We start from the raw sequence: 13,273 nt of genomic DNA, 5'->3' as shown, positions 1-13,273 counted from the left end.
CCCCGCCCCCCCCCCCCCCCCCCCCCCCCACCTCCGGATAGCGCCCTGCGTTGTCCCCGGCAATGCGGCCTGAATCAGCAGCTTCATGCAACACCGTCAACTCGTTGGTGACATCGCCCGCAATGAAGACGTGGCTCTCCCCGACACGGCCCGTTTCCTGGTCGTAGACCGGAATACCGTCCGAGTCGATTGGAAGCGTGGTCCGCAACAGATCCAGTCCATAGAGGTTCGCGCTCCGGCCGCTGGCGACCAATACTCGTTCAAATCGCTGCGTATCGTCGCCAACGTGCACCAGTACCTCGTCACCGTCACGGCTCAAGCGCAGACCTTTCGCCTCCATCTGCACAGGAATTTCATCGCCGATGATCTGCGAGGTCAGCATCTGCAAGGCAGGGTCTGTCAGCGGCCCCATGCGATCGCTGCGCCCGTACAGCTTCACCCTGACCCCGAGGCGATACAGCGCCTGGCTCAACTCCAGCGCGATCACGCCTGTTCCCAGCACGGCAACTGAATCCGGTAACGTGGTCCATTCAAAGACATCGTCATTGACAATCAACCGCTCACCTGCGGCTTGCCGCCACGGCGCCGGCACGTTTGTACGGGAGCCGGTGGCGATGACAATGCGTTCGGCAACCACCTGGGTGTGCTCATCTACCTGCAGAGTGTGGTCATCCAGGAATCTCGCATAGCCACGCAAGCGATGCTCAGACGGCCAACCTTCCACTGCGTCCACGGTGAATCCAACGAAGCGATCACGTTCATCACGAACGCGCTTCATCACCGCCGTGCCATCGACATGGACCGCCCCAACCTGAATGCCGAACGCATGGGCTTGGTCCGCCGCATGCGCAGCCTCGGCAGCTGCGATCAGCAGCTTGCTAGGCATACAGCCGACTCGCGCGCAGGTCGTTCCGTATGGCCCACCCTCGATGACCAGAATACTGGACGTATGGGCAAGGGCTGCCTTGTAGGCAGACATCCCGGCGCTCCCCGCTCCGATGATCGCCACATCCACATGGACTCTATTCATGAACCATTCCAAAGAGAAAAGAGACTGGCCGCTAAACTCTGAGAAGCTAGAAACCGCTGGGCAAAGCGTTCGACGCTACCCTTTTGCGGGTGCATCCAAGATCGCCGACTCGAGCAGATCCATGCGGTCTCCGCCCCAGAACATCTCGCCCCTGTAGATGAAAGTCGGGGCGCCAAACACGCCTAGCCTCTCTGCATGTTCGAGCGCCCCCGCCAATGCTCTTTCGGCGTCTCTTTGCAGGAACTCGCTCCACTCCGAAGGCGACAGCCCCGCGTTGACCAGAGCCGCCTCTACCTCCGCGGGAGATTCCAAGTCGAACTCGCGCCGCCAGAATGCAGCGAGCACCGGGTCGCAGAACTCCCAGAGCCGATTCCTGGCCTTTGCAAAAAGAATGGCCTGGCTCGCGAGCGTCGGATTCCAGAGCTTCGTCGTGGACCGCACCGTCAACCCCTGCAGCTTTGCGAGCCGCCGGCAATCCATGTACAGGTACTTCAGCTTCGCGACGTCGCGGCTTGATCGCTGCTCGACTTCCCCACCGTACGCGGAGTGGAAGTCCGTCACGTAAGGCCACCAATCGAAGGCGACGCCGCTGCGCAGAGCAAGCGCGCGGGCCGGTCCGAGCGCGAGGTAGGAGTACGGGCTTCGCAAATCGAAGAACGCTTCCACCCGGTCAGTGTCGATCGACATGGTTAGCGGTTCTTCTTGAAAAGGTTGAGCTTCGCTTCGTCGGACTTCGTCACGTCCACCCATTGGTCTCTCAGGAGATCCAGGCCGCGGCCAACGCCAGGGCGGCTGCGCACCCGGCCATACCAATCCTGCACACGGGGGAACTCGTCCAGCGGGACACCGGTCATCTTGTGGATCCGGATCCAGGCGAAGCTGGCCATGTCAGCAATTGAGTACTCATCGCAGATGAACTCGCGACCTTCAAGGCGGTCATCCAGAACCTTCAAGAGACGTCTTGTCTCCGTCTGGTAGCGTGTGATGGCATAGGGCACCTTTTCAGCCGCATAGCGGAAGAAGTGCTGGGCCTGGCCCATCATCGGACCGATCCCACCGACCTGCCAAAACAGCCACTGCAGTACTTCGCTGCGCTGGCGCAGTTCGGTAGGGAGGAAGCGCTTCTCCTTCTCCGCCAGGTAGACCATGATGGCGCCAGTCTCGAAGACCGTGAACGGCACGCCACCGTCGGACGGCGCGTGATCCACGATGGCTGGTATTTTCCCGTTCGGATTGATCGCGCGATAGCCGTCTGTGTGCTGGTCGCCTGCGGTGATGTTGATCGGAATGGCCCGGTATGGAATCTCCAGTTCCTCAACCAGAATCTGCACTTTGTGCCCGTTCGGTGCCGCCCAGCTGTATAGATCTATCATCCTGTCTCCTTTTGTATGAAGCTGATCCACTCGGGGTCTGTGGATACCCAACTCAAACTCCGTTGCAGGTTAGCAGGGAGAACTGAAGGGTGATGTCTTTGCAACGACAGATCGGCTCCGGAGTACTGGACGTATTCAGTCACAAAGGTTGATGCAGACCGACAAGTTGACTTCTCCTTGCCAACGATTCCTGCTGGCGAAGTGATCTATTCATATCTGTCTTTCAAGACCCCCCGATACCCCTTCCTAGTGATCTACCGATCTCCCAAGACACCCCACTGCCGCGCACCGTCGCGGCGAGTTGCTGCCCCAGCCGCGGCTCGATTACCGACTTCCACGGCACCAAGCTGAACCCCATGCCGTCATCGAGCATGGCGTAGCGCCCACTGGCGAGCATGACGCTGCGCCGATAGATACCGGTCACGCGCTGGCCATCGGCTGACGGGCGATGCTCCAAACCAGATTCCGCACTGATGCCCTTGGCGGCTTGCGCCACCTCCCTGTCGCGAAGCGTTCCCAGCAGATTGCGCGCGAGAATCACGCGACGCCCGCGTCGCTCGACCAGTCCTTGTTCTGCCAGAAAGTCGGTCCGCTTCTGCAGCGCATCCTTGACCTCGCTGCCAAAGCCCAGGTCGCCCAACCCCTTGCCACCACCGATCAACTGCTGGTCCAGCCAGGTCGCACCGATCACACGGGCCTGTCGCTCGATGGGTAGTTGCGATTTCAACTCCACCGCCACGCCACCGAGGCGCTGCGCGTCGTAGCGACGGCCCTGCTCGGTTAGGTCGTCCGGCACCTTCCAGAGCCCTTCAATCACACGCTCCACGATGCCGGCGCGGCGCAGGGCTTCCAGCCTGCGAACGTGGGCCGCAACTACCTCTTGCGGGTCCCGCCCGGTCGGGGCCTGTCCCTGCACAATCGCCAGGTGATGATCCGTGCGGTACAGGCCACTGCTTGCCAGCGCTGCAATGTTGCGGTCGGCCGTGCGCACGTCAGCCGAACCGCGTACCTCCACCACAGCGCCGGTCGGGTAGTTCGCGGGTTCGTCGCGGGCGTTGAGCGCGACATAGTGAGCTTTGCCGTCGATTCCGTCGATTACGAGATAGGCCCGGTCGCGCAGTTCGTCGGCCAGACCCTTGGCGGCCACGCGGCCGATGACCGTGCGGCCACCTCCTTCATCTTGACCAGGCTCGAAGACCTTCAGTTCACGCGGCTGGCCGCTCATGGCGCGCTGCATGGTGCGGATGATGTCGTCACGCTCGCCCAGAGCGCGCAAGGTCTTCTCGGCATCAGCATGGATGGCCCAGCTACCGGGCTGCACCTCATCGACCAGGCCCAGTCGCTGCAAGCGTTGCAGTCGACCGATCAGCAGCGAGCGCTGGCGTTGCAGCCGCGGTTCATTGAAACGTTCTATCTGCACCCGGCCGTTTTCGCCAAGTTCGCGCATCAGGGTGCGATCCAGGCTCGTCCACCGCTCTTGCGTCACCTCGCGCTGCAATGTCTGCTCAATCTCCAAATCGGTGCGTGGCCCCAGCCATTCTGTCGCCAGCTCGGCGGCGCGATGCCGGAAGCCATCGGCGATGTAGTCGCCCGCGATGATGAGGTCTTTGCCGATGTCGTCGCGCCCGCGCACGACGATGTGCGTGTGCGGGTTGTCGGTGTTCCAGTGATCGACCGCAACCCATTCCAGGCGCGTGCCCAGGTCGGCCTCCATGCGGCCCATCAGGTGCCGGGTGTAGGTGCGCAGGTCTTCCAGCTCAGCCCCATCCTCGGGCGAGAGGATGAAGCGAAAATGGTGCCGGTCGTCGGCGCAGCGTTCCTTGAACGCATCGAGGTCGGCTTCATCCGTCTGCGGCCCATAGGCTTGGCCCGGCTCACCATCACGACCCACGCCGTCGCGCTCGATGTAGCGCAGGTGCTTGGCAAGCGACTGCGGACTGGCCTGGCGCTGGTTGACCAGCAGCGTCTTGATGGTCGCGCGCCGCGATAGGGGTGTCAGCTTCGCGCCCGCAAAGCGCGCCGCCGTGTGGCCGCGTCCCAGGCGCGAGCCGGGGCGCTGGCCCGTGCCACGCGCCGATTCTGGGCGACGCACCGTGGACTTGCCGCTGCTGGCCTTGCCGGCTTGCTTGAGAACCTTGGAAATGAACCCCTGGCCCCGGTTCTTCGGGGCGCCGGGCCGGATGCGGAATTCATCGTCGCGACGGTCGCTCATGGCTGTCTCCCAGTAGAGCTGCGGCGTGTCTGGTCGTGTGAAGCACGCGGACATGCCAGCATTGGCGCGGGCCTCGCGCCCCAAGCGGCACGGCGGCGAAGCCGCGCCGTGTCGCGCCACCCCCACGTGCAGACTGGCTTTGCGAGCGGCTGGGTGCCGCCCCCTTTTGTCTTGCCTTCCGCATTGGCCTCCCGCATTCGCTCCCGGCCCTTGCGGCCCGGTGGCGCCGCTGCGTGAGCAGCCAGCGCCCCGGCGAACGCGGTCAGAGCCACAGGCCTGCGCGCCCGAGGCAAGACGCCTGCACGTTGGACGGCTGTGCCGGAGGCAGCGCGAATCGCGCTGCGGATGCGCACGCACTGCATGCGCGACGGCACGCCGACGGCCAGCAGAACGACACGCCCGAGGGCACGACAAGAAGCACGACAACGTGCAGCGAGTCGGCGGCCTTCATGGGCGCGACTCCAGCCAGACCGGGTGCGCTATGCCGATCACGGCGGATGCGCTGATCGGCCCGAAATACCGGCTGTCGAACGACGCCGGATTGGTCGCGCTGAGCAGGAACAGTTCATCGGGCCGGAGCTGGCGGCACTGCGGCCAGGATGGCAGCGTACGGCCCAATCGGTCGGCTGGCAGCAAGGCGACCGAAGCCACGCCGTCGATGCGAACGCTGCCACCAACGATGCACACCTCCTGCGGCGCCACTGCGCCCACGCGCTTGAGCAGCGGCACGCGCGTCGGCAGGTAGCCGCGCTGCGCTGCCAGCGTGGCAGCGTCCGGCGGCAACGTGGTCAGGACGATGCTGCCCACGGACAACGGACGTGACGGTGAGCCTGCAGCGTGACCCATCGGATCGATTCGATACCAGCCGACTGCCACACTGTCGGACGGGTTGTAGGTCAGACGTGGCAGCGGATGCACGAAGGACGCCCAGGCCAGCGCTGCAAGGCCACAGGCGGACACGCTTGCCAGCACAAGGCGGGCGCGCAGACGCGAGCGAAGAAGTGTCGCCGGCATCATGGTCATGGCAACGCCCTCCCGGCCAGCCATGCAGCGTGCCGTTCGGCGGTGTACTCGGGCAGCGGCAAGCGCGCCGCGAGCCGGTTGGCGAGTGTGCGCCAGTACGCGGGCGAGGCGCCGACTGGCGCGATACCAAGCGCCTCGATGGCGTCGATGCGCCCCAGCACGGCGCGCACCGACTGCTCGCCTTCGGCGTGCAATAGCAGGCAAGCGCCCGGCTGCACACCGGGGATGCGCTGCGCAGCATCGAGCGGCGTGCAAGCCTGCATCACCATGAGCTGCCAACGGATCGTTCCGTAGTCGTTGGACTGCCAGCGGATGCGGCAGAACACGGCGCTCGGCAGGAACGTGGCTACGCTGCGCCAGCGGTCCATCCGCAGCGTGCGTACTGGCTCGCCGAAGCGCAGGTAGAGCTTGAATCGATGCTCAAGGAAGGCCAGCGAAACGCGCGTCAGCGGCGTTGCACCAGAGCGGCGGGAGAGCGTAGCGAGTGACGGCGACGCGGCAGTCACAGCCGCGTCAGTCTCGCTGGAATTGGTAGGCAAAGCGGATGCCCTCATGTTTGCTTCTCCGGAAACTCCCGCTCCAGCAATGCGCGCAGTAGATCGGCCACTGTCACGCCCTGCGTGAAGGCCGATACCTTGATGCGCGAGCGCATGGCGGGCGTAACGTCGAGGGTCAGGCGGGCTGAGTAGACGTCGCCTTTCTGGAGGTCGTCGGCACTGCCCTGGCGAATCCACGCCTCGGCGTGCGGATTCGCGGGCGGGCGTGCGCCGATGCCGATGCGCTTCGCGCGTGCGGGTGGCTTCGCTGTCATGTCGGCCACCGCAGCAGTTCGTCCACCAGCGCGGTGATTTCGCGGGCCGCGGCGCTATCGGGTGACGTTTCACGGGCGACCCGGCCAGCCGCCACGCTGTCGGCAAACACGATGCGTTGGCGCACCTCCGAGCGCAGCGCCGTGAGTGGCTGGTCGGCCAGCGCACCGCGCGCTTCGCGTCCGATCACCGTGGTGCTGACGCGTCGGTTGATGACAAAGCCCGCGCGCAGCGCTGGCCGGAAGACTTGCGCCTCGCGGATCAGCGCCACCATCTCGGCACTGGCCCACAGGTCGTAGGGACTGGGCTGAACCGGGATCAGCACGCGCTCGGCCGCCAGCAGCGCGGAACGCGCCAGCGCAGCGATGCGGGGCGGCCCGTCGATGACGATGTGATCAGCCCGCCTGGCGAGTTCTGGCGCTTCCTGGTGCAGCGTTTCGCGTGCGAGGCCCACGGCGCTGAAAAGCCTTGGCAAACCTTGCTGGCTGCGTCGCTGCGTCCAGTCCAGCGCGGAGCCCTGCGGGTCGGCATCCAGCAGGATGACCGATTGCCCCCGCATCGCCAGCTCGCCGGCGATGTGGGTGGCGAGCGTGGTCTTGCCCACGCCGCCTTTCTGGTTGAGCAGCGCGACGATCATGGCCAAGCCCTCCTTGCTGGAAAGCCCCGCTGTTGCTGCTGCTCTTGTGGCCGCGTGGTGGTTGTCCACCGTCGCGCGGCGCTTCTACTAAAAGTTAGAGAATTTAAGTTAGGGAAGTTAAGAGAGGCCCAAACCCGCGCCGTTATTGGCCTAACGGCCGATCCGTACTCCTGATAGCACGATAGCCGTACTCCCGATAGCACGAGGCCCCGTACTCCTGATAGCACGAGGCCGTCCACAGGCCACACACCACTTATCCCCGTGCCGTGGGCGGCACGGGCCGGAAGGCCAGCAGCTCGGCTCCATCGTCTGGCATCCGTTCGATGCCCAGGACATAGCCGGGCAGCGACTGCCGTGCCACCAGCGCACGCAGGTCGTAGGCGAAGTCCGAGAAGCGCGTGGTGCTGCCCGACTTGCGGTGCAGGTGCCGAAAGTCGAACTGCCAGCCGTGTTCCTGCCGCCCGCCGTGCTTGCGCACCAGGCGGTACAGCCAGCGCTCGATGCCGCCGGTGAGCCGGAAGTAGGCCGGATCGATGGTCAGCACCAGGGCGGAGTCGACCACGCCGGCATAGAACCAGTCTGGCAGGATCAGTTCGATGCCCAGCGGCGCACCGCGGGCGTCGGCCAGCTCCTTCCACTCGTTGATCCACGAGAAGCGATGCAGACGCCTTCCCGTGGTCTCGCGGATCGATGTGGCCACCGTAGTGGACTGCAAGCGATCCAAGGCCGCCTTGAGGCGCTGGTAGTCGCGCAGCGACGTGCCGCGCCCGATGAAGCGCAGGATCTCGTAGGGCGTGGCCTGCATCAGCCGCGACGGGCGCAAGCCCGCGTCGCGCGCTTCCACAATCTGGCTGGCAGCCCAGATCAGCACGTCCGCATCCCAGATCGTGGCGATGCCATGTTCCTGCGTGCCCTCCACACGGATCGTCACACCGCTGGCCTGGAAGTCGATCGGCGCCGTGCGCCGCGACTTCGCCAGCGAGAAGAACGGAAAGGCCATCAAGTCCTGGCTGTCGCGCGGCGCCATGTCGCCCGGCAAGGCGCGAAACAGGTCGAGCTGCTCGCGTTCTTGCGACGGCCGCTGCTGGGACGGCAGCGCAGGGCTGGACACGGCGAAGGCCACCCGCGCGCCAGAGATCAGCGCGCACGGCTGTCCGCCGCGTGGTGCTCGGCGTACTCGGGATCGGACGTGCTCTCGAAGCTGCGATCCGCGGCCCAGGCATCGAGGTCGGCCACGGCATACATGACGCGACGGCCGAACTTGCGGAACTTCGGCCCACCGCCGAGCACGCGCTGCTTTTCCAGCGTGCGCGGCGACAGGCGCAAATAGTCCGCGGCTTCGTCGTTGGTCAGATAACGCTGCGGCTGTGCGGCAACGGGCGCGGGAGCAGCGGCAGGCCGCAAGGGAGCAGGACGCATGGTGTGAACCTCCATCGGTTGGTAACCCCCGACCACACAGCGCGGCCGGATGGAGGCAGTCTCAGAAAACGCGGCCTTCCTGCTCAGGGACGTTTTGAGTCCCCTTCGAAACGTCCCTTCTCAAGCGGCGCAAGCTGTGCTAAGCGGCGATAGCCGCCGCGCATCAACGCATCTCCGCGCCGTACCAGACGACGCACGCGGGCGCGCAGGTCGCCATCGGCGTGCCAGTCGGCGGCCACCGCGTCGGCGCCGAACAAGCCCTCGGCCACCTCGCGCAAGGACGCGCCCGCCAGGGTCGCGTCGAGTGCCTGCAAGGTGTGCAAATCCAACAGCGCCGCCGGTTTCGGCCTGGGCTTGGCGTCGGCCAGGGCCGCGCCGGGCGCACAGTCGCACGCGGGTGCGGCAGCGCCGCCGCGACAGGCATAGGCGACAGCCATGCCGTCCTCCAGGCCGGGCGCCAGCGCGAAGCGCGCGCAATGGCCGGGGCTGCGCGCGATCAGCGCCAGCCCTTTGCCGTCGTGCAGCAGTTGCTTGTGACCAGGAAGGCGCCAGAACGCGAAGGCTCTGGCATCGGGCGGCGGATCGGCATCGGGATAGAGCTGCACCACGGCCGCGTGGCCGGGCAGCCAGGCCGGATGCGCGTCGCGCGCATCCAGTGACGGGTCTTCCAGCAGGCGCAGGCCCCAGCGAAACGCCGCTTGTTGCGCAGCCTGATGTGTTGGTTGCCGGCGATGGTGGCGCAGCCAGTCGAGCCTGTAGTCGGGATGGCGGCGCACGTACTCCCAGGCCAGCGCGAGCGCATCCAGGCACAGGACGTAGAGATACGCGGCCGTCGGATACCAGTGCGCAAGGTGGTGCGGCTCGGCCATGACGCAAGCTCCCGTGAAACCGCAGGACTGCCGTCGCAGGTTTCACGCGCAAACGTCACCGCATCGAGTCAGCATCCAATCGTGAATAAGCTGTTAGATTAGTAACTTGCGTGTCAAGACGAAAAGCAATACTGTACGTTGTGCGAATCGTCTGAATGCGACGGTGGCGCGCGAGGAAATGCCGCCTCCTGCGGTATCCACCGTGCCCCATAAAGCCCGCTGCGTCATGGCTGGTTTCGCCAGAGTCGCACCGGTTTAGTGCAACAGTGCAGACTGAGACTTGGCAGGTCTGGAGCAAGACCGAAATAGCCTCAATACGCCCGGCTTGGCTGCGGCGCGGACGGCTCAATCGACGATGGAGCCGTTCTCCTGGGCCAGCCTGGTGTACTCCGACAGCGTACGCGCCGCCCGGAAATATCGATCCCGCATCACGGGCTGCCGACGCGGCCCGACGATGAACGCGAGGTCGGACAGCTTGATCTCGCCCAGCTCGGGCATGCCGATCCCCAAGTCGATCAAGCCATAGGCCGTGTCGCCATCGGCTGGGCTGAGCGAAGCCAGCAGCCAGGTGGCGTGCGCGTCCGGGGTGAAGAGCCGCACGACGGGCTGCGGGTCGATGGCCTGGCCAGCGACACGAGCCGCGCCGTGGTCCAGCAATTGCCTGCGCTCGTCGTCGGTGATGAGTCGGTCCACGGGTTACCCCCTCATTCGCACAAAGCCGCCGAAGCGTGAAAGCACAGAAACGTATAGGCGGATTGGAGGAAAAACACGCAAGCGGCTTTGCGCTTCTGTGCGAAGCCGTGGATGCGGATTTCCGTAAAAGCACAAAAACGGCAGGTCAGCAGAATTGAACACTATAGATTGTAGCCCTATAGGGCGCAATCGACTGTCATCTTGGATTTTGGGGAGATCCAGGGTTGGCAGCGAAACATACATTGTCGGAGGCACTAAAGACCATCAGGAAAGCGCGTGGATTGAGCCAGGAGGCGTTCTCCGACGTGTCCAGTCGCACCTACATGAGCACGCTGGAGCGCGACATGAAAAGCCCGACCCTGAACAAGCTGGCCGAACTGTGCGAGGTCATGGAGGTCCACCCGCTCACGCTGCTGACGCTGGCCTATGCCGGTGACGACCTGCGGCAGGCCGACCAGCTGCTGGCGCAGGTGCGGCAGGAGCTGGAGACGATGACGAAGAAGGGTGGCACGCCATAGCGTGTGCGCATGCGCTGGCAAGGCCGATCCGGCTCAGCCGGTTCGGCGGTATTCCAGGGGCGCCAAGCCTGCGCGGCGGGGATAGCCCGCACGGCTTTCCCCCGGAGGCAAGTGAAGCGCGCAGCGCCGCAGGCGCGAAGGCGTGAGGGATTGGAGCCGAATGGCCGTGACGGCAAAGACGGCACGGGGCGCAGCCCGCAAAGCCCGGCGGCGCACCGCGCCGACACGCCAGGCCCAGACAACCACTGCAGACGCTGCCTCTAGACAGGAAGACCAGGAAGACACGGCCCGCCATGGGCCACGACCTGCTGCCGCCGCGTTGGGGGCGAACCCACAGCGCAGCGCCCCGCCGTGTGGCGGGGCGCTGCGGGCGGCGGTCACGCCGCCTGGGGCTTACTGCGTGACCAGATCAGGTCGTGCGTGCCGTTATCGCCCTCGATCAGGCGGGCGTAGACCGTGGCCGGGAACGAAGGATCGTCGAGTGTCACGGAGATGTACTCCCGCCCGGCTTCGCTGGTCTTCTTCCACGCCGCGCCGATGTCGTGACCGGCGGCCTGCAGGCGGAAGTCGGGGGCCTTCTCGTTGTCGCCCTTGTCGTTGGGAACCAGCTTGACCTTGACGTTGAGCGTCAGGGTGCGAAGCGTGCCGGTGAAGCCGTCTTTGTCTGCGTTGAAGCTGCCGATGTTGGCCATGATGAAACTCCTTTTGGTGGAACAAGGTTCGCGCCCATCGCGTCCTTGTTGTGATCCGGCCGGCGGGGGACGGGCGGGCTGCACCGCTTGCGGTCGCAACGCAGTGGAGAGCCGGGAGGCGAAAAGAACTTGTCGCGCGAGGAATCTGCGCAGCAGAGGGGAAATTGTTTTCGCCGGACGGTTGCAGCCATGAAGCCCGAGGCGCAGCCGCGCCACCGCCAGGATTCACAACAACACAAGGACGCCTTGGGCCGAACCGCACCGCAAGGAGACGGGGCCGGCTCGGCATCCCCGCACGAAGGCTGCGCCGGCTCGCCCACTAACGCGGGCCAGGCCCCCCCCGACGACAGACGAGAACGCCCCCGCCGCACCTTGCGGCGCCGGTCTTGAGGCTTGGCGTGGAAACTCCATGGCGATGCCGGGCGGGGATGACGTGAACTGGCGTCAGTCGTCCTTCGCGACGTGATGGGCAGGATCCGCCAGCGTTGAGGACAGCACGCATTTGCACAACCTGCCGCAGCAAGCGCCGGCGTGTTCGCCAGCGCCCCGTCCATCGCAGCGGGACGCTGGCCCGGCCGATCCGGCGCATGCCGGTTCGGCGGTATCGAGGGGCGCCAAGCCATGCGCGGCGGGGAGAGTCCGCGGGACTGTCCCCCGGAGGCAAGCGAAGCGCGCAGTGCCGCAGGCGCGAAGGCGTGAGGGATGGAAGCCAAATGGCCGTGACAGCGAAGTCGGCACGGGGCGCAGTCCGAGAGCCCGACGGCGCGTTACGCCGGCACGCTCATGGTTGTCGAACTACGAACCGCCAACCAACATGAATCAATAAATTTACGCACAATATTGACATTTCATGCGCAAAAAATAAACTCACGCACAACATTAGCCAACCAAAGTCAATCATGGCATTCAGAGCAGACGAAGCGGCACAGGCTGGGTACGACGAAGTGGAGAAATACCTTGTCCCCCGCCCCCGGGATGCGGACGAGTCGGAACGAGCGCGAAGCAAGCAAGCACTGCGGGACATCGTGGATGAGCTCGGACCTGTGGTTGACAGGTACCCAACCTGGCACCCGCTGGTGCGCAATCACCATGGCCGTCACCCCACAACCAGACCAAGTGATCGGTGCGGCTACAAGGGCCTCGATCACACGCGGCACTTCGTCAACGGATTCATCACCTGCCCCTATGGCGATGGCCAAGATGTACTGGACTCCGTGGTCGCCCTTCCCCGCCACCACGCTGCTCACATCACAGCGGAAAGGCTGGATGTACAGTTCTACGCCGCAGAGACCACCCCGATTTTGGTCAAATGCAATTGGGAAGAGCTCTTTCCAATGGACAACATGATCCCGCTGTCCATCGCAGTTCCTCTTATCCTGGAAAAAGAGGTTCCATGCTGGACCTGGTCGGAAGTCGCGGAGACCTGGGAGTCGATGCGTTCGTATTTCCTGGGCGCCCCTCACGGCGCCAGGTCGTCGCTGTTTGTGAGCCAGGAGACCGGACAGGGGATCAAGAAGGTTTGGGAAACGCTGATCTACACGGGAATGTTTGGCCCGATCAAGGTGTGATCGGGCCCTCGCCATCGACCGACGCGCCAACGCCGCAACCGAGGCGGTAGCGAAGGCTGCGGCGTTCTGGCTGGTCTTCGGGGTTCAACACCGGGCGCGGCCACCGCCGCGCCCAGATTTTTGAATCCACCCGGCCCAGGTCGGAACGGCCTGGGCCGGGTGCTGGCGTCATTCCTTCGTCTCGATGATCCACCACACGGGCCGCGCCAGGGCGCGGGCCGTAATGGGGTGAACGTCCGTGAGGTCGGCGCGGGCCGTCCAGCCCGAGGGTGGACGGTAGCCGCGCACATCGCCCGCGCCGTGCCAGCGGCGGGCGCGCACCGTGCCCGGTTCATAGATCGCCGCCATCCTCGGGCGGCTCGTAGTGTCGGTGGTAGGCATGGGTCCGGCCCCTGCAAGCCAACGCCCCGGCCGGGGCCGGGGCGTTGGT

17 protein-coding genes are annotated in these 13,273 nt (G+C 65.2%); 2 read left to right on the top strand and 15 right to left on the bottom strand.

Translation table 11 applies throughout. The features are described 5' to 3' along the window. The 12 genes from AC07ZH_RS02625 to AC07ZH_RS02570 all read right to left on the bottom strand — a co-directional run. Positions 1-1,030, bottom strand: a 1,030-nt coding sequence (locus AC07ZH_RS02625; RefSeq protein WP_495198425.1) for a dihydrolipoyl dehydrogenase, incomplete at its 3' end; no start/stop codon positions are given. Positions 1,031-1,105: 75 nt separating this feature from the next. Then, on the bottom strand, positions 1,106-1,717 hold the full coding sequence (locus AC07ZH_RS02620; protein ID WP_495198424.1) for a 2-hydroxychromene-2-carboxylate isomerase: 612 nt from the start codon (positions 1,715-1,717) through the stop codon (positions 1,106-1,108). Positions 1,718-1,719: 2 nt separating this feature from the next. Beyond that, a complete protein-coding gene (locus tag AC07ZH_RS02615) occupies positions 1,720-2,403 on the bottom strand; it encodes a glutathione S-transferase N-terminal domain-containing protein (RefSeq protein WP_436128954.1) in 684 nt (227 codons plus the stop codon). A 223-nt stretch (positions 2,404-2,626) separates the two neighbouring features. Continuing rightward, positions 2,627-4,615 carry a relaxase/mobilization nuclease domain-containing protein gene (locus tag AC07ZH_RS02610; RefSeq protein ID WP_495198423.1) on the bottom strand — a complete coding sequence of 663 codons (1,989 nt, stop codon included), beginning with the start codon at positions 4,613-4,615 and terminating at the stop codon, positions 2,627-2,629. Positions 4,616-5,062: 447 nt separating this feature from the next. Then, entirely contained in the window at positions 5,063-5,638 is a 576-nt protein-coding gene (locus AC07ZH_RS02605) for a S26 family signal peptidase (RefSeq protein WP_495198422.1), read from the bottom strand. After that, entirely contained in the window at positions 5,635-6,192 is a 558-nt protein-coding gene (locus tag AC07ZH_RS02600; protein ID WP_495198421.1) for a DUF2840 domain-containing protein, read from the bottom strand. Before AC07ZH_RS02600 ends, AC07ZH_RS02605 begins: the two co-directional genes overlap by 4 nt. After that, complete coding sequence (locus AC07ZH_RS02595) at positions 6,189-6,449, bottom strand: chromosome partitioning protein ParB (RefSeq protein ID WP_495198420.1); 261 nt, start codon at positions 6,447-6,449, stop codon at positions 6,189-6,191. The genes AC07ZH_RS02600 and AC07ZH_RS02595 overlap by 4 nt, the downstream gene beginning before the upstream one ends. After that, positions 6,446-7,084, bottom strand: a complete 639-nt coding sequence (gene parA / locus AC07ZH_RS02590) for a ParA family partition ATPase (RefSeq protein WP_495198419.1) — start codon at positions 7,082-7,084, stop codon at positions 6,446-6,448. Before parA ends, AC07ZH_RS02595 begins: the two co-directional genes overlap by 4 nt. Before the next feature lie 253 nt (positions 7,085-7,337). After that, a complete protein-coding gene (locus AC07ZH_RS02585) occupies positions 7,338-8,195 on the bottom strand; it encodes a replication initiator protein A (RefSeq protein ID WP_495198418.1) in 858 nt (285 codons plus the stop codon). 26 nt (positions 8,196-8,221) lie between these two features. Beyond that, complete coding sequence (locus AC07ZH_RS02580; RefSeq protein WP_166159142.1) at positions 8,222-8,503, bottom strand: helix-turn-helix transcriptional regulator; 282 nt, start codon at positions 8,501-8,503, stop codon at positions 8,222-8,224. Between the two features lie 83 nt (positions 8,504-8,586). Next, a complete protein-coding gene (locus AC07ZH_RS02575) occupies positions 8,587-9,372 on the bottom strand; it encodes a DUF2285 domain-containing protein (protein WP_495198417.1) in 786 nt (261 codons plus the stop codon). Between the two features lie 345 nt (positions 9,373-9,717). After that, positions 9,718-10,065: a DUF2958 domain-containing protein gene (locus tag AC07ZH_RS02570; RefSeq protein WP_495198416.1), complete on the bottom strand. Its 348-nt coding sequence runs from the start codon at positions 10,063-10,065 to the stop codon at positions 9,718-9,720. A gap of 224 nt (positions 10,066-10,289) precedes the next feature. On the opposite strand from AC07ZH_RS02570, the gene AC07ZH_RS02565 reads away from it, so the two are divergent. Further along, a complete protein-coding gene (locus AC07ZH_RS02565) occupies positions 10,290-10,583 on the top strand; it encodes a helix-turn-helix domain-containing protein (RefSeq protein ID WP_495198415.1) in 294 nt (97 codons plus the stop codon). 377 nt (positions 10,584-10,960) lie between these two features. On the opposite strand, the gene AC07ZH_RS02560 is transcribed toward AC07ZH_RS02565, so the two are convergent. Then, the gene (locus tag AC07ZH_RS02560) at positions 10,961-11,275 is read right to left on the bottom strand and encodes a DUF736 domain-containing protein (RefSeq protein WP_495198414.1); all 315 of its coding nucleotides are present in this window, start codon (positions 11,273-11,275) and stop codon (positions 10,961-10,963) included. Between the two features lie 899 nt (positions 11,276-12,174). On the opposite strand from AC07ZH_RS02560, the gene AC07ZH_RS02555 reads away from it, so the two are divergent. Continuing rightward, positions 12,175-12,843: a hypothetical protein gene (locus AC07ZH_RS02555; protein ID WP_495198413.1), complete on the top strand. Its 669-nt coding sequence runs from the start codon at positions 12,175-12,177 to the stop codon at positions 12,841-12,843. Here the strand turns inward: AC07ZH_RS02555 and AC07ZH_RS02550 are convergent. Beyond that, positions 12,833-13,015: a hypothetical protein gene (locus AC07ZH_RS02550; protein WP_495198412.1), complete on the bottom strand. Its 183-nt coding sequence runs from the start codon at positions 13,013-13,015 to the stop codon at positions 12,833-12,835. The two genes, AC07ZH_RS02555 and AC07ZH_RS02550, sit on opposite strands and share 11 nt — an antisense overlap. Then, positions 13,012-13,224 (bottom strand): hypothetical protein, encoded by a 213-nt coding sequence (locus AC07ZH_RS02545; RefSeq protein ID WP_495198411.1) that lies wholly within the window; start codon positions 13,222-13,224, stop codon positions 13,012-13,014. The genes AC07ZH_RS02550 and AC07ZH_RS02545 overlap by 4 nt, the downstream gene beginning before the upstream one ends. Positions 13,225-13,273: the final 49 nt, after the last annotated feature.

Source organism: Simplicispira sp. GW247-4R2A, from assembly GCF_059424465.1.
The sequence above is the reverse complement of the archived record's forward strand: the minus strand, read 5'-3'. Positions and strand labels throughout refer to the sequence as shown.

Bases quoted from the DNA above. Each gene is read 5' to 3' on its own strand.
- AC07ZH_RS02615 (WP_436128954.1), bottom strand. From the start codon at position 2,403: ATGATAGATCTATACAGCTGGGCGGCACCGAACGGGCACAAAGTGCAG.
- AC07ZH_RS02555 (WP_495198413.1), top strand. From the start codon at position 12,175: ATGGCATTCAGAGCAGACGAAGCGGCACAGGCTGGGTACGACGAAGTG.
- AC07ZH_RS02610 (WP_495198423.1), bottom strand. From the start codon at position 4,615: ATGAGCGACCGTCGCGACGATGAATTCCGCATCCGGCCCGGCGCCCCG.
- AC07ZH_RS02575 (WP_495198417.1), bottom strand. From the start codon at position 9,372: ATGGCCGAGCCGCACCACCTTGCGCACTGGTATCCGACGGCCGCGTAT.
- AC07ZH_RS02620 (WP_495198424.1), bottom strand. From the start codon at position 1,717: ATGTCGATCGACACTGACCGGGTGGAAGCGTTCTTCGATTTGCGAAGC.
- AC07ZH_RS02600 (WP_495198421.1), bottom strand. From the start codon at position 6,192: ATGAGGGCATCCGCTTTGCCTACCAATTCCAGCGAGACTGACGCGGCT.
- AC07ZH_RS02595 (WP_495198420.1), bottom strand. From the start codon at position 6,449: ATGACAGCGAAGCCACCCGCACGCGCGAAGCGCATCGGCATCGGCGCA.
- AC07ZH_RS02605 (WP_495198422.1), bottom strand. From the start codon at position 5,638: ATGACCATGATGCCGGCGACACTTCTTCGCTCGCGTCTGCGCGCCCGC.
- AC07ZH_RS02550 (WP_495198412.1), bottom strand. From the start codon at position 13,015: ATGACGCCAGCACCCGGCCCAGGCCGTTCCGACCTGGGCCGGGTGGAT.
- AC07ZH_RS02580 (WP_166159142.1), bottom strand. From the start codon at position 8,503: ATGCGTCCTGCTCCCTTGCGGCCTGCCGCTGCTCCCGCGCCCGTTGCC.
- AC07ZH_RS02560 (WP_495198414.1), bottom strand. From the start codon at position 11,275: ATGGCCAACATCGGCAGCTTCAACGCAGACAAAGACGGCTTCACCGGC.
- parA (WP_495198419.1), bottom strand. From the start codon at position 7,084: ATGATCGTCGCGCTGCTCAACCAGAAAGGCGGCGTGGGCAAGACCACG.
- AC07ZH_RS02545 (WP_495198411.1), bottom strand. From the start codon at position 13,224: ATGCCTACCACCGACACTACGAGCCGCCCGAGGATGGCGGCGATCTAT.